This is a genomic window from Streptomyces sp. NPDC026500 (assembly GCF_055567635.1).
Genome location: NZ_JBVHQB010000004.1, coordinates 113,302 through 132,700, shown reverse-complemented (window position 1 = coordinate 132,700; position 19,399 = coordinate 113,302). Strand labels below are relative to the sequence as shown.

Genomic DNA, 19,399 nt, shown 5'->3' with positions numbered 1-19,399 from the left:
GGGACACCGGAAACGGTGTCCCCCTCTTCATGAGGCCCCCTGCCCCTTCAAGAGGCGCCCTTCACCGGGCTCTTTCGAGGACATGATCATGTACAAGCTCTTCTTCGACCTCGTCTTCAAGCGGATGGATCCGGAGCGGGCCCACCACCTCGCCTTCCGCTGGATCAGGCTCGTCGCCCGCGTTCCCGTCCTGCGCACCTTCGTCGCCGCCGCGCTCGCGCCCCGGCACAAGGAGCTGCGCACCGAGGCGCTCGGGCTGCGCATGCACGGCCCCTTCGGACTCGCGGCGGGCTTCGACAAGAACGCCGTGGCCATCGACGGGATGTCGATGCTCGGCTTCGACCACATCGAGATCGGCACGGTCACCGGGGAGCCGCAGCCGGGCAACCCCAAGAAGCGGCTGTTCCGCCTCGTGCCGGACCGCGCGCTGATCAACCGCATGGGATTCAACAACGAGGGCTCCGCGGCCGTCTCCGAGCGACTGGCGGCCCGTACGCCCGTCTTCAGGACCGTCGTGGGCGTCAACATCGGCAAGACCAAGGCCGTCCCCGAGGCGGAGGCCGTCGGCGACTACGTGAAGTCGACCGAGCGCCTCGCCCGGCACGCCGACTACCTCGTCGTGAACGTGTCGTCCCCGAACACCCCCGGCCTGCGCAACCTCCAGGCCACCGAGGCGCTGCGCCCGCTGCTCAGCGCCGTCCGCGAGGCCGCCGACCGTGCCGTCACCGACCGGAGGGTCCCGCTCCTCGTCAAGATCGCGCCCGACCTCGCCGACGAGGACATCGACGCGGTCGCCGATCTCGCCGTCGAACTCGGCCTGGACGGGATCATCGCCACGAACACGACCATCGCGCGCGAGGGGCTCGGTCTGACGTCCGCCCCCTCCCTGGTGAAGGAGACCGGCGGCCTCTCGGGCGCGCCGCTCAAGGCGCGCTCCCTGGAGGTGCTGCGCCGCCTCTACGCGCGCGTGGGCGACCGCATCACCCTGGTGGGCGTCGGCGGCATCGAGAACGCCGAGGACGCCTGGCAGCGCATCCTGGCCGGCGCCACGCTGGTCCAGGGCTACAGCGCCTTCATCTACGAGGGTCCCTTCTGGGGCCGCGCCATCCACAAGGGGCTCGCCGCCCGCCTGCGGACGAGCCCGTACGCCACCCTCGCCGACGCGGTCGGCGCCGACGTGAGGAAGTCCGTATGAGCCTGGAACCCTTCGGCGCGCGCCTTCGCCGCGCCATGGACGAGCGCGGTCCCCTGTGCGTGGGCATCGACCCGCACGCGTCCCTGCTCGCCGACTGGGGGCTCGGCGACGACATCGCGGGCCTGGAGCGCTTCAGCCGTACGGTCGTCGAGGCGCTCGCCGAGCGCGTCGCCGTACTCAAGCCGCAGAGCGCGTTCTTCGAGCGGTTCGGGTCGCGCGGGATCGCCGTCCTGGAGAAGTCGGTCGAACAGGCGCGGGCGGCCGGGGCGCTGGTCGTGATGGACGCCAAGCGCGGTGACATCGGCTCGACCATGGCGGCGTACGCCGAGACCTTCCTGCGCAAGGACGCGCCGCTCTTCTCGGACGCGCTGACCGTGTCGCCCTACCTGGGCTACGGCTCGCTGAGGCCCGCGGTGGAGCTGGCGCGTGAGAGCGGGGCCGGGCTCTTCGTCCTCGCGCTCACCTCCAACCCGGAGGGCGGCGAAGTGCAGCACGCCGTCCGCGCGGACGGACGCACCGTCGGAGCGACGATGCTCGGGCACCTGGCCGCCGAGAACGCGGACGAGACGCCGCTCGGCTCCTTCGGAGCGGTCGTCGGCGCCACCCTGGGCGATCTCTCCTCCTACGACCTGGACATCAACGGCCCGCTCCTCGCGCCCGGCATCGGCGCCCAGGGAGCGACCGCGGCCGATCTGGCGGGCGTCTTCGGGTCCGCCGTGCGCAATGTCGTCCCGAACGTGAGCCGGGGTGTTCTGCGTCACGGTCCCGACCTCCTGGCCCTGCGCGAGTCGGCTGACGGGTTCGCGGAGGAGATCAGGGCGGCTGTGGCGGCCGCCTGAGACCTCCGACAGCCGTTCGAGAGCTCTCCGACGAGTGCCTTCCGAGCGCCCCGAGTCTGAATACATTCTCAAATCCGGGGAGGTATGTCGGAAATGTCGGGCCCCAGGGAGGCTGACCAGGACTTTTCCTCTGTTCTCGCTGACTCCGGCGCACTTGCCCGCTAGTCTCCGTCGAGTGGGGCCACCTCCCACCGCCTCAAGGCAGTGGGAGGAGAACGGGCAAGCGTGTTGCCCGTTGCTCCCAGGTGTGGGGCGACTAGGTTCCTCACCGGTCCGTATCCGACAGTTCGACATCCGAGGTGACGTAGGCGTGGCTCTTCCGCCCCTTACCCCTGAACAGCGCGCAGCCGCGCTCGAAAAGGCCGCCGCGGCTCGCCGGGAGCGGGCCGAGGTCAAGAATCGACTCAAGCACTCCGGCGCCTCGCTTCACGAGGTCATCAAGCAGGGTCAGGAGAACGACGTCATCGGCAAGATGAAGGTCTCCGCTCTCCTGGAGTCCCTGCCGGGCGTGGGCAAGGTCCGCGCCAAGCAGATCATGGAGCGACTCGGGATCTCCGAGAGCCGCCGTGTGCGTGGTCTCGGCTCGAATCAGATCGCCTCTTTGGAGCGCGAGTTCGGTGGTTCCGGCGCCTGAGTCCTGGACACCCCGGGATTGCTGGAATAATCGCTGCATGAGTGAACGTCCGCGGCTGACCGTGCTCTCCGGCCCCTCAGGGGTCGGCAAGAGCACGGTCGTCGCTCATATGCGCAAGGAACACCCCGAGGTCTGGCTCTCGGTGTCGGCGACGACCCGCAAGCCGCGCCCCGGTGAGAAGCATGGTGTCCACTACTTCTTCGTCTCCGACGACGAGATGGACAAGCTGATCGCCAACGGCGAACTCCTGGAGTGGGCCGAATTCGCCGGCAACCGTTACGGGACACCGCGCGCCGCCGTCCTGGAGCACCTGGAGTCGGGTGTACCGGTCCTCCTGGAGATCGATCTGCAGGGAGCCCGGCAGGTCCGCGAGTCCATGCGGGACGCGCTGCTCGTGTTCCTGGCCCCGCCCTCCTGGGAGGAGCTGGTGCGCAGGCTCACCGGGCGGGGCACCGAACCGCCCGAGGTGATCGAGCGCCGCCTGGACGCGGCGAAGATCGAACTGGCGGCCGAGCCGGAGTTCGATGTCACCCTGGTCAACACCTCCGTCGAAGACGTGGCGCGCGAGCTGCTAGCCTTGGTGGAAGTTGTTTGATCTTTCAGGTCAATTTCCACCTTTCGGAAGGCAGAGCGTGTCCTCTTCCATCACTGCTCCCGAGGGCATCATCAACCCTCCGATCGACGAGCTTCTCGAGGCCACCGACTCGAAGTACAGCCTGGTGATCTACGCGGCCAAGCGTGCCCGCCAGATCAACGCGTACTACTCGCAGCTCGGCGAGGGCCTCCTCGAGTACGTCGGTCCGCTCGTCGACACCCACGTCCACGAGAAGCCGCTGTCGATCGCCCTGCGCGAGATCAACGCGGGCCTGCTGACCTCCGAGGCCGTCGAAGGCCCCGCTCAGTAGTCGTTCATTTGCTCATCCCAGGCCCGGCGGCGCGACTGCCGGGCCTGTGGTGTGTCATGGAGTCGTACGTTTCCGAGCCCGGGGAGAGACGGTGGACAAGCCGAAGGTCGTTCTGGGGGTCAGCGGTGGCATCGCCGCATACAAGGCCTGTGAGCTGCTGCGACGACTGACGGAGTCGGGCCACGACGTGCGGGTCGTTCCCACCGCGTCCGCGCTGCACTTCGTGGGCGCCGCCACCTGGTCCGCGCTCTCGGGCCATCCCGTCTCCACCGAGGTCTGGTCGGACGTCCACGAGGTCCCGCACGTCCGCATCGGGCAGCACGCCGACCTCGTGGTGGTCGCCCCCGCGACCGCCGACATGCTCGCCAAGGCCGCCCACGGACTGGCCGACGACCTCCTCACCAACACCCTGCTCACCGCCCGCTGCCCGGTCGTCTTCGCACCCGCCATGCACACCGAGATGTGGGAGCACCCGGCGACCCAGGAGAACGTGGCGACCCTGCGGCGGCGCGGTGCCGTGGTCGTCGAGCCCGCCGTGGGGCGCCTGACCGGCGTCGACACCGGCAAGGGGCGGCTGCCCGACCCGGGGGAGATCTTCGAGGTCTGCCGCCGTGTGCTCGCCCGGGGGGTCACCGAGCCGGATCTCGCCGGCCGCCATGTCGTCGTCAGCGCGGGCGGCACCCGCGAGCCCCTCGACCCGGTCCGCTTCCTCGGCAACCGTTCCTCCGGCAAACAGGGGTACGCGCTCGCCCGCACCGCCGCCGCGCGCGGCGCCCGGGTCACGCTGATCGCGGCGAACACGGGCCTCGCGGACCCGGCCGGGGTCGACGTGGTGCAGGTCGGCACCGCCGTGCAGATGCGGGAGGCCGTGCTGAAGGCGGCCCCGGACGCCGATGCGGTGGTGATGGCGGCCGCGGTGGCGGACTTCCGCCCGCAGGCGTACGCGGCCGGGAAGATCAAGAAGAAGGACGGCCAGGAGCCGGAGCCGATCGTCCTGGTCCGTAATCCGGACATCCTCGCGGAGATCTCCGCGGACCGCGCGCGCCCCGGCCAGGTGGTGGTCGGATTCGCCGCCGAGACCGACGACGTCCTCGCCAACGGACGGACCAAGCTGGAGCGCAAGGGCTGCGATCTCCTGGTGGTGAACGAGGTGGGGGAGCGCAAGACCTTCGGTTCCGAGGAGAACGAGGCGGTGGTGCTCGGAGCCGACGGAAGTGAGACCCCGGTGGCCCACGGACCCAAGGAAGCACTGGCCGAGACCGTGTGGGACCTGGTGACACGCCGACTGGTGTGAAACCTCACCCAGCGCACCCGTCACCACAAAGCCCGCAAAAACGGGCGTGGCGACCCTGGCGAAGAGCCACGACGATGGCGCAGAATGCCCGTGCCGCAGGTCACAGGGGTTTCGAGAGGCGAGACAGGGGTCCCGCGGCTGAGCGCGACCGATAAACTGTTCTCGGACGACGCCGGGCGCAGCCCCCGTCCCGTCCACCAATGATCAGCCAGCAGCCGCTGCAACCACAGGGAGCGTTGTGTCCCGTCGCCTGTTCACCTCGGAGTCCGTGACCGAGGGTCACCCCGACAAGATCGCTGACCAGATCAGCGACACCATTCTCGATGCGCTCCTGCGCGAGGACCCGACGTCCCGGGTCGCCGTGGAGACACTCATCACGACCGGCCTGGTGCATGTGGCCGGAGAGGTCACGACCAAGGCGTACGCGCCGATCGCCCAGCTGGTCCGCGACAAGATCCTGGAGATCGGCTACGACTCGTCGAAGAAGGGCTTCGACGGAGCGTCCTGTGGCGTGTCGGTGTCGATCGGTTCCCAGTCCCCGGACATCGCGCAGGGTGTCGACACGGCGTACGAGTCCCGTGTCGAGGGTGACGAGGACGAGCTGGACAGGCAGGGCGCCGGCGACCAGGGTCTGATGTTCGGGTACGCGACGGACGAGACCCCGAACCTGATGCCGCTCCCGATCCACCTCGCGCACCGGCTCTCGCGCCGGCTGTCCGACGTCCGCAAGAACGGGACCATCCCGTACCTGCGCCCCGACGGCAAGACCCAGGTCACCATCGAGTACGACGGCGACAAGGCGGTCCGTCTGGACACCGTCGTCGTCTCCTCGCAGCACGCGTCGGACATCGACCTGGACTCCCTGCTCGCTCCCGACATCCGCGAGTTCGTGGTGGAGCCGGAGCTGAAGGCCCTGCTCGACGACGGCATCAAGCTGGAGACCGAGGGCTACCGCCTGCTGGTGAACCCGACCGGCCGCTTCGAGATCGGCGGCCCGATGGGCGACGCCGGCCTCACCGGCCGCAAGATCATCATCGACACGTACGGCGGCATGGCCCGCCACGGCGGCGGCGCCTTCTCCGGCAAGGACCCGTCCAAGGTCGACCGCTCCGCCGCGTACGCGATGCGCTGGGTCGCGAAGAACGTCGTCGCCGCGGGCCTCGCCTCGCGCTGCGAGGTCCAGGTCGCCTACGCGATCGGCAAGGCCGAGCCGGTCGGTCTGTTCGTCGAGACCTTCGGCACCGCCAAGGTCGACGCCGAGAAGATCGAGACCGCCATCACGGACGTCTTCGACCTCCGCCCTGCGGCCATCATCCGCGACCTCGACCTGCTCCGGCCGATCTACGCCCAGACCGCCGCCTACGGCCACTTCGGCCGCGAGCTGCCCGACTTCACGTGGGAGCGGACGGACCGGGTGGACGCCCTGCGCAAGGCCGCGGGCCTGTAGTCCGCGAACGCTTCGTCAGAGCCGCGAGGCCCGGTACCCCGAGGGGTGCCGGGCCTCACGGCTGCGCGGGTAAAACGGTGGCCCCGACCGGCCGGAATTCGTACGCTGGTGATCTCCCGGTGCGATGGCCGCGGTTACTTCGGTGGAGTACGCCCATGGCGTGCGGTGAATCTGGATCACGTTCCGCTGCCGCCTGGATCTCGGGAGAACCGACGTCGCCCTGCCCGGTGCGATGGCCGCGGATACTTCTGGGGCCGAAGGCCCCTCGCAGGTTCGAATCCTGCTGCCGGTCCCTGACCGGTATGGCCGAGCGGTCCATGGCAAAAGCGCCCTCACGGCGTTCGCGATCCGCGGCCGGCCTGATCTCGAGCGGGCGGCGCTGTCAGTGCGGTCTGGTAGGAATACTGCTGTGAGCAGCGCGAACGGGCGACCCGACGACGGCGCGGGCGGCGCGGACGGTGCGCCGCCCGAGCAGCTTGCGCTGATCCGGGAGGCCGTGCGCCAGGCCAAGGAGCCGAAGGCGAAGCCGCGGACCTGGCGGGGAGCCGCGCTGGCCAAGGAGCTGCCCGTCGCGCGGGTGCTCGTCGACAAAGGGGTGCTGCACCTCGACCGTTACTTCGACTACGCCGTGCCCGAGGACCTCGACGAGGCCGCGCAGCCGGGCGTGCGGGTTCGGGTGCGGTTCGGTGCGGGCGGACGCAATGTCCGGTCGGGGCGGCGCGAGGGCGGCGGTCTGATCGACGGATACCTCGTCGAGCGGGTCGCCGAGTCCGACTACTCCGGGCCGCTGGCCGCCCTCGCCCAGGTCGTCTCGCCCGAGCCCGTCCTCGGGCCCGAGCTGCTGGGACTCGCCCGCGCCGTCGCCGACCGGTACGCGGGATCGCTCGCCGACGTGCTGCAACTGGCCGTGCCGCCCCGGCACGCCCGCGCCGAGGCACGGGAGTCGCCGGTGCCCCCGCCGCAGCCCACCGCACCAGACCCCGGGACCTGGCGGCGGTACGGGAGAGGGGCGGACTTCCTCGCCTCGCTCGCCTCCGGTGGAGCCCCGCGCGCCGTGTGGACCGCGCTGCCCGGTCCCGAGTGGGCCGAGGAGATCGCCCGCGCGGTGCAGGCGACGCTCGCCTCCGGGCGCGGCGCGCTCGTCGTCGTACCGGCCGGGCGGCCCGCCGCCCGCGTGGACACCGCTCTCAAGGCTCTGCTGGGGGAGGGGCAGCACGCCGTGCTGACCGCCGACGCCGGACCGGAGCGGCGCTACCGTGACTGGCTCGCCGTACGACGGGGGTCCGTACGGGCCGTGGTCGGCACCCGGGCCGCCATGTTCGCGCCCGTACGGAATCTGGGACTTGTCGTCGTCTGGGACGACGGCGACGACGGACACAGCGACGACAACGCTCCCTTCCCGCATGTCCGGGAAGTGCTGGAGCTGCGTTCCTCGCGCGACAAGTGCGGCTTCCTGCTGGGGAGTTGGACCTGCACGGTGGAGGCGGCGCAACTGGTCGAGAGCGGCTGGGCGCTGCCGCTGGCCGCCGACAGGGAGCAGGTGCGCGCCGCCGCGCCGCTGGTACGGACCGTCGGGGACGGCGATCTCGCGCGCGACGAGGCCGCTCGGGCCGCCCGGCTGCCCACGCTCGCCTGGCAGATCGTCAGGGAGGGGCTGCGGCAGGGGCCTGTGCTGGTCCAGGTGCCTCGGCGGGGATATGTGCCCCGGATGGCGTGTGCCCAGTGCCGGGCGCCCGCGCGGTGCCGGCACTGCGCGGGGCCATTGGAGGCGCAGGACGCCCAGGCATTGCGCTGCGCGTGGTGCGGGCGGGACGAGACGGCCTGGCACTGCCAGGAGTGCGGCGGGTTCCGGCTGCGGGCGCAGGTCGTCGGCGCCCGCCGGACCGCGGAGGAGCTGGGACGGGCGTTCCCGGCCGTGCCGGTGCGCACGTCCGGGCGGGAGCAGGTGCTGGACACGGTGTCCGCGGCGCCGGCCCTGGTGGTCAGCACGCCGGGAGCCGAACCCGTCGCCGAGGGCGGGTACGCGGCGGCACTGCTGCTCGACGGCTGGGCGATGCTCGGACGGCCCGATCTGCGGGCCGGTGAGGAAGCGTTGCGCCGGTGGACAGGGGCCGCCGCGCTGGTCCGTCCGCAGGGGGCCGGCGGCACGGTCGTCGTCGTGGCCGAGCCGACCCTGCGGCCCGTGCAGGCACTCGTACGCTGGGATCCCGTCGGGCACGCGGTGCGTGAGCTGTCCGAGCGGGCCGAGCTGGGATTTCCGCCCGTCTCCCGGATGGCGGCGGTGTCCGGGGCGCCGGAGGCGCTCGCCGGGTTCCTCGCCGCCGCCGAACTGCCACCCGACGCCGAGGTGTTGGGGCCCGTACCGCTGCCGGTTACCGAGGCCGGGCGGCCCCGGCGACCCGGTGGGCCGCCTCCTGGGGATCCCGGGGAGCGGGTGCTCATCCGGGTGCCTCCGGGGAGTGGAGCGGCGCTGGCGGCCGCACTGAAGGGCGCACAGGCCGCGCGCATGGCCCGGGGGGGCAACGAGCCCGTACGCATCCGGATCGATCCGCCCGACATCGGGTGAAATCCCGCGCGGTCGCGTGAGATCCGGTGAGGCCGCGCGAGCGGGAGCGCGGAGCAGCTGATGCCCGGGTGTCGGCGTGGACTGTGGGCGCGAGCAGTGGGGCGTGAGCAGTGGGTGTGGGCCGCGGGCGTGAACAGTCGGCTGGGAGCTGGGAGCTGGGAGCTGGGAGCTGGGGGCAGAGGCAGGGGTGTCGACGTAGGACTGCCCCCCGGGGGTCTTTGCGCCGGGAGGCAGTTGTCGTCTCGGGGGCGAGTCAGCCGTTGCGTGGGCCCGGGAAGGCCGTGGACCTGACCTCTTCGCGGAGGGTGGGGCTGCCGGCTGTCGGCTGGGTCGGCATGGAGCGGGCGGCGGGGACGGTCGGCACCGAGGGAAGAGTGGTGTTGACGGCGACCGTGCGCGTGTCGGCCGTCTCCGTGGCGCGCTCCGCCTCGGCGGCGGCCTGGGCGGCGGCGCGGCGCGCGCCGTAACGCCGGTGCACCGCCTGCTTGGTGACCCCGAGGGCCGAACCCACCGCGTCCCACGAGAATCCGAGTGAACGGTCGAAGTCCACGGCGGCCGTGACCAGCGTCTCGACGCTGTCCCGCAGCTCCTGGGCGAGACGGACGGTCGGGGCGGGAGCGCGTCCGTAGACGACGAAGCCCGTGGACGGGCCGGAGCGGCGCGGGCGGTAGACGTTGCCCAACTGGGCGGTGAGCGTGCGCAGTGCGTCCACCTGCCGGCGGACCCGCTCGATGTCCCGCACCAGCAAGTGCAGGCTGGCCCGAGCCTGGGCGTCGTGGGTTGCGTGGTCGGCCATGAACAAGCCTCTCGAACCGGCGTTGAAAAGGATCGGGCCGCGAATGTGCGGCCCGCTGTGGTCAACTCTTTCTTGACCAACGCGTAGACGGGTGAGTGGTCACGCTGCGGGGGCGCAAGGGCATATGCACGGGGCGCGTCCCGCTCTGTACGCCCCCCGTTGTGTGGTGGACGCGCCCCACCTGCCGCTGAGCGGGCCGCACCCCCCGTGCCGGTGCGCGGGCAACATCGGCCGTGCGGGCCCGAGGACATGGCCCCCTGAAGAACCCCCGAGCCCCTGAGCCCCGCGCGGCATAGACTGGTGCGCTGCCCCGTGCTTCGCCTGAACCGGCACGAGCGCGGGGGATGGAAGAGCTCCCGCCCGAGAGGCCAACCGCCACCCATGAAGCTCGTCTTCGCAGGTACCCCCGAGGTCGCCGTTCCCGCCCTGGACGCCCTGATCGCCTCCGCGCGGCACGAGGTGGTCGCCGTCGTGACCCGGCCGGACGCGCCGGCCGGACGGGGGCGACGGCTCGTCGCGAGTCCGGTCGCCGAGCGGGCGGAAGAGGCCGGGATCGAGGTGCTCAAGCCTGTGAAGCCCCGGGACGAGGACTTCCTGGCCCGGCTGCGGGAGATCGGCCCGGACTGCTGTCCCGTCGTCGCGTACGGGGCGCTGCTGCCCCGGGTCGCCCTCGACATCCCCGCCCAGGGCTGGGTCAATCTGCACTTCTCGCTGCTGCCGGCCTGGCGCGGCGCCGCCCCCGTCCAGCACGCGATCATGGCCGGCGACGAGATCACCGGCGCCACCACCTTCCTGATCGAGGAGGGCCTCGACTCGGGGCCGGTGTACGGGACCGTCACCGAGGAGATCCGCCCCACGGACACCAGCGGCGATCTGCTGACGCGGCTCGCCTTCGCCGGGTCCGGACTGCTCGCCGCGACGATGGACGGGATCGAGGACGGCACGCTCAAGGCCGTACCGCAGCCCGCCGACGGCATCAGCACGGCGTCGAAGATCACCGTCGAGAACGCCCACATCGACTGGGCCGCCCCGGCGCTGCGGGTCGACCGCATGGTGCGCGGGTGCACGCCGGCCCCCGGCGCCTGGACCGTCTTCCGGGCCGAGCGGCTCAAACTCATCCACGTCACGACGGTGCCCGACCGCACGGACCTCGCCCCGGGCGAGCTTTCCGTCGCCAAGAACAACGTGTACGTGGGCACCGGTTCCTACGCCGTCGAGCTGCTCTGGGTACAGGCCCAGGGCAAGAAGCCGATGCGCGCGGCGGACTGGGCCCGCGGGGTGCGGATTTCCTCCGGGGAGCGCCTCGGCGTCTGACGTCGGCCGTCCGACTGACGTCGGCCCTGCGGCGTACGCTGATAAGCGCATCTTTTTCCTGGATCCGGAGCACCTTTTTCGTGACTGAACAGCCCCGTCGGCCGCAGAAGCCCGGCAAGCCCTACCGCCGCCCCCAGAAGGACCCGGTCCGCATGCTCGCCTTCGAGGCGTTGCGGGCCGTGGACGAGCGGGACGCGTACGCGAACCTCGTCCTGCCGCCGCTGCTGCGCAAGGCGCGGGAGAAGGGCGACTTCGACACACGGGACGCCGCGCTCGCCACCGAGCTGGTGTACGGCACGCTGCGCCGCCAGGGGACGTACGACGCCGTCATCTCGGCCTGTGTCGACCGGCCGCTGCGGGAGGTCGACCCGCCGGTCCTCGATGTGCTCAGTCTCGGTGTCCACCAGCTGCTCGGCACCCGCATCCCGACGCACGCCGCCGTCTCCGCCTCCGTCGAGCTGGCCCGGGTGGTGCTCGGCGACGGGCGGGCCAAGTTCGTGAACGCCGTGCTGCGCAAGGTCGCGCGGCAGGACCTCGACGCCTGGCTGGAACAGGTCGCGCCGCCCTACGAAGACGACCCCGAGGACCATCTCGCCGTCGTTCACTCGCACCCGCGCTGGGTCGTCTCCGCGCTGTGGGACTCGCTGGGCGGCGGCCGGGCCGGCATCGAGGACCTGTTGGAGGCCGACAACGAGCGGCCCGAGGTGACTCTGGTCGCCCGGCCCGGACGCTCCACCTCCGACGAGCTCCTCGACGCCCTCGACGAGGACTCGGCGCTTCCCGGGCGCTGGTCGCCGTACGCCGTGCGGCTCACCGAGGGCGGCGAGCCGGGTGCCATCGACGCCGTGCGGGAGGGCCGTGCGGGCGTCCAGGACGAGGGCAGCCAGCTGGTCGCGATCGCCCTGGCGAACGCGCCGCTCGACGGGCCCGACCGGGTCTGGCTGGACGGCTGCGCCGGACCCGGCGGCAAGGCCGCGATGCTGGCGGGCCTCGCCGCCCAGCGGGGTGCGACGCTGCTCGCCTCCGAGAAGCAGCCGCACCGGGCGGGGCTCGTCGCCAAGGCGCTCGCCGGGAACCCCGGCCCCTACCAGGTCATCGCGGCCGACGGCACCCGCCCGCCGTGGCGGCCCGGCACCTTCGACCGGGTGCTCATGGACGTGCCCTGCACGGGACTGGGCGCGCTGCGCCGCCGTCCCGAGGCCCGCTGGCGGCGTCGCCCCGAGGACCTCGACGGCTTCGCGTCGCTCCAGCGCGGGCTCCTGCGCACGGCGCTCGAGTCGGTGCGGGTCGGCGGTGTCGTCGGGTACGCGACCTGCTCGCCGCACCTCGCCGAGACCCGGGCGGTCGTCGGCGACGTCCTGAAGCACTTCGAGGAGGGCTCCGCCGAACTGCTCGACGCCCGTTCGCTGCTGCCCGGCGTGCCCGCCCTGGGGGACGGCCCCGACGTACAGCTGTGGCCGCACCTGCACGGGACGGACGCGATGTATCTGGCCCTGATCCGCCGAACCGGCTGACCGCTCGGCGCAGCGGGGCATTTCCGCTCAGCTGCGCCGGCCCGTGGGGCTGCGCTGCTCTGCCACGTGCTGCTCCGCCACGTGCCGCTCCGGGCACGTGCCGCTCCGCCCGGCGCTGCTTTGCTCAGGCGTGCCGCTTCGCGCTGCTCAGGTCCGGTCCGCAGCGTCAGCCGGGCGGCGAAGCCGGTTTCGTGGGGGCCCCGGATTCCCCGGTTTCCCCGGAATCCGGGGATGCCGCCGGCTCCCCGGATGACCGAGGCTCCCCGGAATCGTCCGGCTCCGCCGCTTCGGGGGGCCGGGTCCCGCCGTCCTCGTGCGCGAGCCGGTTCGGCCACCACACCTTCGGGCCCACGTCGAGGAAGAGCGCGGTGACCAGCACCGAGCGCACCACGAAGGTGTCCAGGAGCACACCCAGGGCGACCGCGAAGCCGATCTCCGCGAAGCCCACGATGGGCAGGGTGCCGAGTGCCGCGAACGTGCCCGCGAGGACGAGACCGGCCGAGGTGATCACCGCCCCGGTGGTGGCGAGCCCCGTCACCACACCGGGGCGGGTGCCGTGGTGGCTCGCCTCCTCGCGGATACGGGTGGTCAGGAAGATGTTGTAGTCGATACCGAGTGCCACCAGGAACACGAAGACGAACAGCGGGAAGGCCACGTCCTCGCCCGCGTAGTCGAAGACGTGCCGGAAGGCCAGTGCGCTCACGCCGAGGGCGGTGGCCAGCGACAGCACCACGGTCCCGATCAGCAGGAGCGGGGCGACCAGAGCCCGCAGCAGGATGCTCAGGACCAGCAGGACCACCACCAGGACGAGCGGGATGACCAGGTAGTTGTCGTGCGTCTGGGCGTTCTCCATGTCCAGACGGGCCGCCGTTCCGCCGCCCACCTTCGCGTCGGCGCCGGGTACGGCGTGCACCGCGTCGCGCACCCGCTCCACCGTGGCCTGCGCCGCCGCGCTGTCGGCGGGGGCGCGGGTGGTCGCCTCGAACAGCACCCGGTCGCCGTGCACGGGCGCGGTGCCCGGCGGCACACCGATGCTCGCCGGCACCACACCCGGGTCCGCGGCCACGGCATGGCCGACCTCCCTGCCCTGGGCCACGTTCGACACGATGACCAGGGGATCCCCGTCGCCCGCGGGGAAGTAGCGCGCCGACACCTGCTGGCCGACGATCGAGTCCGGTTTCCCGGTGAAGGTGTCGGCGTTGGAGATGCCCGCGGCCCGCAGCTGGATCAGGCCCAGGGACAGCAACGCCAGCGCCAGTGCCGTGGCGACCCAGGTCGTCCGGGGGCGGCGGGCGATCCGGCGGCCCATGCGCGCCCAGACGCCGCTCTTGGTCGGATCGGCCGAGCCGAGGTGCGGGACGGCCGGCCAGAAGATCCAGCGCCCGAAGACCAGCAGCAGGGCGGGGAAGAGCGTGAGCATGGTGAGCAGGCCGACGCCCACGCCGATCGCCGCGACCGGGCCGAGGCCCCGCGTCGAGTTCATCTCGGCGACCAGGAGCACCAGCATGCTCAGCACGACCGTCGCGCCGGAGGCGAGGATGGCCGGACCGGCCCGGTTCATGGCGAGGGCCATCGCCTCGTGGCGGTCCTCGTGGCGGCGCAGCTCCTCGCGGTAGCGGGCGACCAGCAGCAGCGCGTAGTCGGTCCCCGCGCCGAACACGAGCACGGTGAGAATGCCCGCGCTCTGGCCGTTCACCGTCAGACCGGCGTGTTTCGCCAGAAGATAGATCAGCGCCTGCGCCGTGAACAGCGCGACGACCACGCCGAGCAGCGGGACGAAGAGCAGGGTCGGGCTGCGGAAGGTGATCAGCAGCATCACGACGACGACGGCCATCGCGGAGTAGAGCAGGGTCGAGTCGATGCCCTTGAAGGCGTTGGAGGAGTCCGCGGCGGTACCGCCGGGCCCGGTGATGTGCACGGAGAGCCCGTCTGCCCCCTTGCCCACCTGGTGCCGGATGGAGTCGACGGCGGGGCCGATCCGCTGCCAGCCGGACGCGTTCATGGTGATGGGGATGTAGATCTGGGCCGCGCGCGGATCGGTCGGCCGGTCGAAGACCGGTCCCCGGGTCTCCGCGCCGCGGATGCCGTGCTCCCGCAGCGACTTCACCTGCTGGACGTCCCCGGCGATCTGCAGGCGGTCCTGCGGCGTCAGGCCGTCCGGGCGCGCGTAGACGACGACCGCGGGAATCTGCTCGGGCCGGAACTCATTCGAGATGTCGAGGACTTGGGTGGACTCGGCCGAGCCCGGCAGCCAGGACTGGGCGTCGTTGTCCTGGGCGTCGCTGAGCTTCGCTCCGAGCGGTGCCACGAAGACGAGCACCAGCAGCCACAGGGCCAGGACCAGCCACTTGGACCGCCGTCCGCACACGACCCCGATGGTTGCGCGCTTCCAGGCGTCGAGCCGCTTCATGCCCACCCCCGAGGTCGGACGCAGCGCCGCTGGGCCGCCCAGCATGGCATGCCGGACGCTCGTACGACATCCACGGAACAACCCAGGTCCGGACCGAGGCGGGCAACCGGCCCGGGGCATGGCAGTCTTGGGGCATGGCCGTGCAGATCAACCCCAGCATCCTGTCCGCCGACTTCGCCCGTCTTGCCGAGGAGGCAAAGGCGGTCGAAGGCGCGGACTGGCTCCATGTCGACGTCATGGACAACCATTTCGTACCGAACCTCACGCTCGGGGTGCCGGTCGTAGAGTCTTTGGCCCGTGCGACGGACATTCCGCTGGACTGCCATCTGATGATCGAGGACGCCGATCGGTGGGCGCCCCAGTACGTGGAAGCCGGTGCCGGCTCCGTCACCTTCCACGTGGAGGCGGCCGCCGCGCCCGTCCGGCTGGCCCGTGAGATCCGGGCCATGGGCGCTCGCGCCTCCATGGCGCTGAAGCCCGCGACCCCCATCGAGCCGTACGAGGACCTGCTGCCCGAGCTCGACATGCTGCTGATCATGACGGTCGAACCCGGATTTGGCGGCCAGGCCTTTCTTGACATCATGCTCCCCAAGATCCGTCGCACGCGCGAGTTGATCAGCAAGCACGGCCTGGAACTGTGGCTCCAGGTCGACGGCGGTGTCTCGGCGTCGACGATCGAGCGGTGCGCGGAGGCGGGCGCCGACGTGTTCGTCGCGGGTTCGGCGGTGTACGGGGCGGCGGACCCGGCCCAGGCGGTACGTGCCCTGCGCACCCAGGCACAGGAGGCGACGGCCCATGCATCGTGGGCGTGCGACCACTGAGCCAAGGGAACGTGAACGCCGCCCATCAGGGCGGATCAAGTGCGCCGGATCTGCAAGGATGAACGGCGAATCCAGAGTGTGAACAGAAGTGAGGAGATCGCCGTGTCGGGTATGTCGGCGGGCCGGTCAGCCATGCGGATGGGACCCGCTGAGCTGGTCCAGGCGGCGGCCATGGCCCGCCGCTTCTACCTAGAGGGCAAATCCAAGATCCAGATCGCCGAGGAGTTCGGCGTCAGCCGCTTCAAGGTGGCCCGGGTCCTGGAGACCGCTCTCGAACGGGATCTCGTGAGGATCGAGATCCGCGTCCCCGCCGAGCTGGACGCGGAGCGCTCGGACGCGCTGCGTGCCCGCTACGGCCTGCGGCATGCCGTGGTCGTCGAGTCCCCGGCCGAGGCCGAGGAGTCGCCCGACCCCGAGAACCTCGGTGAGGTGGCCGCCGACCTGCTCGGCGAGCTCGTGAACGAGGGTGATGTGCTCGGCCTCGCCTGGGGCCGGTCCACGATCCACATGGCGGCGGCCCTGGACCGGCTCCCGCCGTGCACCGTGGTGCAGCTGACGGGTGTCTACGACGCCGGGACCGCCGAGCGCGGCTCCGTCGAGGCCGTCCGGCGTGCCGCGCAGGTGTCGGGCGGCGACGCCCACCCCATCTACGCGCCGATGCTGCTGCCCGACGCGGCCACCGCGGCGGCGCTGCGCAACCAGACCGGGATCGCCCGCGCCTTCGAGTACTTCGACAAGGTGACGGTCGCCTGCGTCTCCATCGGCTCCTGGGAGCCCGGCATCTCCACGGTGCACGACATGCTCAGCGACGAGGAACGCGCCCACTACGCGTCCCTCGGTGTCGCCGCCGAGATGTCCGCGCACCTCTTCGACGCCGAGGGCCGGCGGGTCGGGCGTGACCTGGGCGAGCGCTGCATCACGGTCGAGGCCGACCGGCTGCGCCGTATCCCCGAGGTCGTCGCCATAGCGGGCGGTCAGCGCAAGGCGGCCGCCATCGACGCGGTGCTGCGGTCCGGGCTCGTCACCAGTCTGGTGACGGACACCTCGGCCGCGGACGCGCTGATGACGGCGGGACCGCCCCCGCGTCCGGCGCTGAACCGGGCGGACCCGGACGGGCCCTGAGGTCGACACCCAGCGCGCGCCGCGGGGGGACGGCCGTGGCAGCATCGACGTCATGCTGCCACGGCCGTCCCCCCGCGCGTTCGCGGGCCGCCTGTTCGCCGGACTGCTGGTCTGTCTGACGGTCCTGCTGACGGGCTGCTCGTCCACGGGCACCACCGGCTCGGGTGACCCCGCGGCCACGGCCGCGAGCGGTGCCACGGCGGCCCCGTCCTGGGCCGGCGGCCTGCCGGTCGTCCCCGCGGCGGCGCTCCCCGCCGAAGCGCGGGCGACCCTCGTCCTCATCGACCGGGGCGGCCCCTTCCCGTACGCCAAGGACGGCGCCGTCTTCGGCAACTTCGAGCGGGAACTGCCGGGGCACGCCAGGGGGTACTACCACGAGTACACGGTGCGGACCCCGGGCGAACGCGACCGGGGGGCCCGGCGCATCGTCGCCGGACAGCACGGCGAGATCTACTACACCGACGATCATTACAACTCGTTCAAGGCGGTGCTGAGATGACGCACGGTCCGCTCGCGGAGGTGTGCCGCTCGGCCGGGTGGCAGGTCACCGAGCTCGACCTCACCGGGGTTCTCGACACGTCCGGGTTCATGGAGCGCTGCGTCCGCGCCCTCGACCTGCCGGAGTGGTTCGGGCGGAACTGGGACGCGCTCGCCGACGTCCTCGGCGACCCCGACTGGGGACCGGCCAGTCCGGGCAGGCTGCTCGTGGTGACCGGCTGGCGCCCCTACGCGCGGACGCGGCCCGACGAGTGGGAGACCGCCCAGGAGGTCCTTCAGTCGGCCTCCGGCCACTACCAGCAGTTCGACGCCACCCTGTCGGTCGTCCTCATCCTTGGAGGATCCGACCAATTGCCCCCTGACCAGCCTGGATGATCTGTCCGGGGACCGCACGGGGGCTGTCATGGGACAATGAAGTACGTGCTCTTCCCCCTGGCTGACCTGTCCGGGGGCCACCTCTGATCGACTGGGATGTGCAGCACGTGCGTTTCCTCAACGACATCCAGCCCCCGTACGACCTGACGTACGACGACGTCTTCATGGTGCCCAGCCGCTCCGCGGTCGGCTCGCGTCAGGGCGTGGACCTCAGCTCTCCGGACGGCACGGGCACCACCATCCCGCTCGTCGTCGCCAACATGACGGCGATCGCGGGCCGCCGGATGGCCGAGACCGTCGCCCGCCGCGGTGGCCTTGTCGTCATTCCGCAGGACATCCCGATCGACGTCATCACCGAGGTCGTCTCCTGGGTCAAGGGGCGCCACCTGGTGCTCGACACCCCGATCCGCCTCGAGCCCCACCAGACCGTCGCCGACGCACTGGCGCTGCTGCCCAAGCGCGCGCACAACGCGGGCGTCGTCGTGGACGAGAACAGCCGTCCGGTCGGTGTGGTCACCGACGCCGACCTCACCGGCGTGGACCGCTTCACCCAGCTGTCCGAGGTCATGTCCAGGGACCTGCTGCTCCTCGACGCGGACATCGAGCCCCGCGAGGCGTTCAACCGGCTCGACGGCGCCAACCGCCGCTACGCCCCCGCCGTGGACGCGGAGGGCAAGCTGGCCGGCATCCTCACCCGCAAGGGCGCCCTGCGCGCCACCCTGTACACGCCGGCCACCGACGCGGGCGGCAGGCTGCGCATCGCCGCCGCCGTCGGCATCAACGGCGATGTGGCGGGCAAGGCCAAGCAGCTCCTGGACGCGGGCGTCGACACGCTCGTCATCGACACGGCGCACGGTCACCAGGAGTCGATGATCAGCGCCGTCAGGACGGTGCGCGCGCTCGACCCGCAGGTGCCGATCGTCGCGGGCAACATCGTCGCCGCCGAGGGCGTCAAGGACCTGATCGACGCGGGCGCCGACATCATCAAGGTCGGCGTCGGCCCCGGCGCCATGTGCACCACCCGCATGATGACCGGCGTCGGCCGGCCGCAGTTCTCCGCGGTCCTGGAGTGCGCGGCCGAGGCCAAGAAGTACGGCAAGCACGTGTGGGCCGACGGCGGTGTCCGCCACCCCCGTGACGTCGCGATGGCGCTGGCAGCCGGTGCCTCCAACGTCATGATCGGCTCCTGGTTCGCCGGCACGTACGAGTCCCCGGGCGACCTTCAGCAGGACGCCGACGGACATCTGTACAAGGAGTCGTTCGGCATGGCGTCCGGGCGCGCCGTCAAGAACCGCACCAGCGAGGAGTCCGCGTACGACCGGGCCCGCAAGGCGCTGTTCGAGGAGGGCATCTCCACCTCGCGGATGTTCCTCGACCCGTCCCGTCCGGGCGTCGAGGACCTGATCGACTCGATCATCGCGGGCGTCCGTTCCTCCTGCACCTACGCGGGCGCGAACTCCCTGGAGGAGTTCGCCGAGAAGTCGATCGTCGGTATCCAGAGCGCGGCCGGCTACGCCGAGGGCAAGCCCCTGCACGCCAGCTGGAGCTGACCCGCCCCTGTTCCCCGTACGGCCCCTGTTCCCCTCCCGGGAGCAGGGGCCGTACGCGTGTCCCCACCCCTGAACAGGGGCCGTACGCGTGGGCGGCCTCCGGTGTGCACGGCCCGCGG

The 19,399-nt window shown here is 71.7% G+C and carries 17 protein-coding genes; 15 read left to right on the top strand and 2 right to left on the bottom strand.

What is annotated here, in order from left to right:
* Window positions 1-88: 88 nt before the first annotated feature.
* From ACZ4N5_RS08850 to ACZ4N5_RS08815, 8 genes are all read left to right on the top strand, one after another.
* Window positions 89-1,195, top strand: coding sequence for a quinone-dependent dihydroorotate dehydrogenase (locus ACZ4N5_RS08850; protein WP_467756420.1), 1,107 nt, complete (start codon window positions 89-91; stop codon window positions 1,193-1,195).
* Window positions 1,192-2,034 (top strand): orotidine-5'-phosphate decarboxylase, encoded by an 843-nt coding sequence (gene pyrF, locus ACZ4N5_RS08845; RefSeq protein ID WP_467756419.1) that lies wholly within the window; start codon window positions 1,192-1,194, stop codon window positions 2,032-2,034. The genes ACZ4N5_RS08850 and pyrF overlap by 4 nt, the downstream gene beginning before the upstream one ends.
* A gap of 310 nt (window positions 2,035-2,344) precedes the next feature.
* Window positions 2,345-2,668, top strand: a complete 324-nt coding sequence (locus ACZ4N5_RS08840) for an integration host factor (protein ID WP_016638838.1) — start codon at window positions 2,345-2,347, stop codon at window positions 2,666-2,668.
* Window positions 2,669-2,705: 37 nt separating this feature from the next.
* Window positions 2,706-3,263 (top strand): guanylate kinase, encoded by a 558-nt coding sequence (gmk, locus tag ACZ4N5_RS08835; RefSeq protein ID WP_467756418.1) that lies wholly within the window; start codon window positions 2,706-2,708, stop codon window positions 3,261-3,263.
* Between the two features lie 37 nt (window positions 3,264-3,300).
* Window positions 3,301-3,573: a DNA-directed RNA polymerase subunit omega gene (gene rpoZ, locus ACZ4N5_RS08830; protein ID WP_003982715.1), complete on the top strand. Its 273-nt coding sequence runs from the start codon at window positions 3,301-3,303 to the stop codon at window positions 3,571-3,573.
* Window positions 3,574-3,664: 91 nt separating this feature from the next.
* Window positions 3,665-4,867 carry a bifunctional phosphopantothenoylcysteine decarboxylase/phosphopantothenate--cysteine ligase CoaBC gene (coaBC, locus tag ACZ4N5_RS08825; RefSeq protein ID WP_467756417.1) on the top strand — a complete coding sequence of 401 codons (1,203 nt, stop codon included), beginning with the start codon at window positions 3,665-3,667 and terminating at the stop codon, window positions 4,865-4,867.
* Between the two features lie 238 nt (window positions 4,868-5,105).
* Window positions 5,106-6,314, top strand: coding sequence for a methionine adenosyltransferase (gene metK, locus ACZ4N5_RS08820; RefSeq protein WP_467756416.1), 1,209 nt, complete (start codon window positions 5,106-5,108; stop codon window positions 6,312-6,314).
* A gap of 409 nt (window positions 6,315-6,723) precedes the next feature.
* A complete protein-coding gene (locus ACZ4N5_RS08815; protein WP_467756415.1) occupies window positions 6,724-8,880 on the top strand; it encodes a primosomal protein N' in 2,157 nt (718 codons plus the stop codon).
* A 253-nt stretch (window positions 8,881-9,133) separates the two neighbouring features.
* On the opposite strand, the gene ACZ4N5_RS08810 is transcribed toward ACZ4N5_RS08815, so the two are convergent.
* On the bottom strand, window positions 9,134-9,676 hold the full coding sequence (locus ACZ4N5_RS08810) for a hypothetical protein (RefSeq protein WP_467756414.1): 543 nt from the start codon (window positions 9,674-9,676) through the stop codon (window positions 9,134-9,136).
* Between the two features lie 381 nt (window positions 9,677-10,057).
* On the opposite strand from ACZ4N5_RS08810, the gene fmt reads away from it, so the two are divergent.
* Both fmt and ACZ4N5_RS08800 read left to right on the top strand, forming a co-directional pair.
* On the top strand, window positions 10,058-10,990 hold the full coding sequence (gene fmt, locus ACZ4N5_RS08805; protein WP_467756413.1) for a methionyl-tRNA formyltransferase: 933 nt from the start codon (window positions 10,058-10,060) through the stop codon (window positions 10,988-10,990).
* Window positions 10,991-11,070: 80 nt separating this feature from the next.
* Window positions 11,071-12,504, top strand: coding sequence for an RsmB/NOP family class I SAM-dependent RNA methyltransferase (locus tag ACZ4N5_RS08800; RefSeq protein ID WP_467756412.1), 1,434 nt, complete (start codon window positions 11,071-11,073; stop codon window positions 12,502-12,504).
* Between the two features lie 166 nt (window positions 12,505-12,670).
* On the opposite strand, the gene ACZ4N5_RS08795 is transcribed toward ACZ4N5_RS08800, so the two are convergent.
* On the bottom strand, window positions 12,671-14,914 hold the full coding sequence (locus ACZ4N5_RS08795) for an MMPL family transporter (protein WP_467756411.1): 2,244 nt from the start codon (window positions 14,912-14,914) through the stop codon (window positions 12,671-12,673).
* A 134-nt stretch (window positions 14,915-15,048) separates the two neighbouring features.
* Here ACZ4N5_RS08795 and rpe point away from each other — a divergent pair, with 134 nt between their 5' ends.
* The 5 genes from rpe to ACZ4N5_RS08770 all read left to right on the top strand — a co-directional run bounded on the left by rpe (window position 15,049) and on the right by ACZ4N5_RS08770 (window position 19,280).
* Entirely contained in the window at window positions 15,049-15,735 is a 687-nt protein-coding gene (gene rpe, locus ACZ4N5_RS08790; protein ID WP_467756410.1) for a ribulose-phosphate 3-epimerase, read from the top strand.
* A 78-nt stretch (window positions 15,736-15,813) separates the two neighbouring features.
* A complete protein-coding gene (locus ACZ4N5_RS08785) occupies window positions 15,814-16,857 on the top strand; it encodes a sugar-binding transcriptional regulator (RefSeq protein WP_261702744.1) in 1,044 nt (347 codons plus the stop codon).
* Window positions 16,858-16,909: 52 nt separating this feature from the next.
* Complete coding sequence (locus ACZ4N5_RS08780; RefSeq protein WP_467756409.1) at window positions 16,910-17,356, top strand: guanyl-specific ribonuclease; 447 nt, start codon at window positions 16,910-16,912, stop codon at window positions 17,354-17,356.
* Window positions 17,353-17,730 (top strand): barstar family protein, encoded by a 378-nt coding sequence (locus tag ACZ4N5_RS08775; protein WP_467756408.1) that lies wholly within the window; start codon window positions 17,353-17,355, stop codon window positions 17,728-17,730. Before ACZ4N5_RS08780 ends, ACZ4N5_RS08775 begins: the two co-directional genes overlap by 4 nt.
* A gap of 107 nt (window positions 17,731-17,837) precedes the next feature.
* Window positions 17,838-19,280, top strand: coding sequence for a GuaB1 family IMP dehydrogenase-related protein (locus ACZ4N5_RS08770; protein ID WP_467756407.1), 1,443 nt, complete (start codon window positions 17,838-17,840; stop codon window positions 19,278-19,280).
* The last annotated feature ends 119 nt before the right edge of the window (window positions 19,281-19,399 follow it).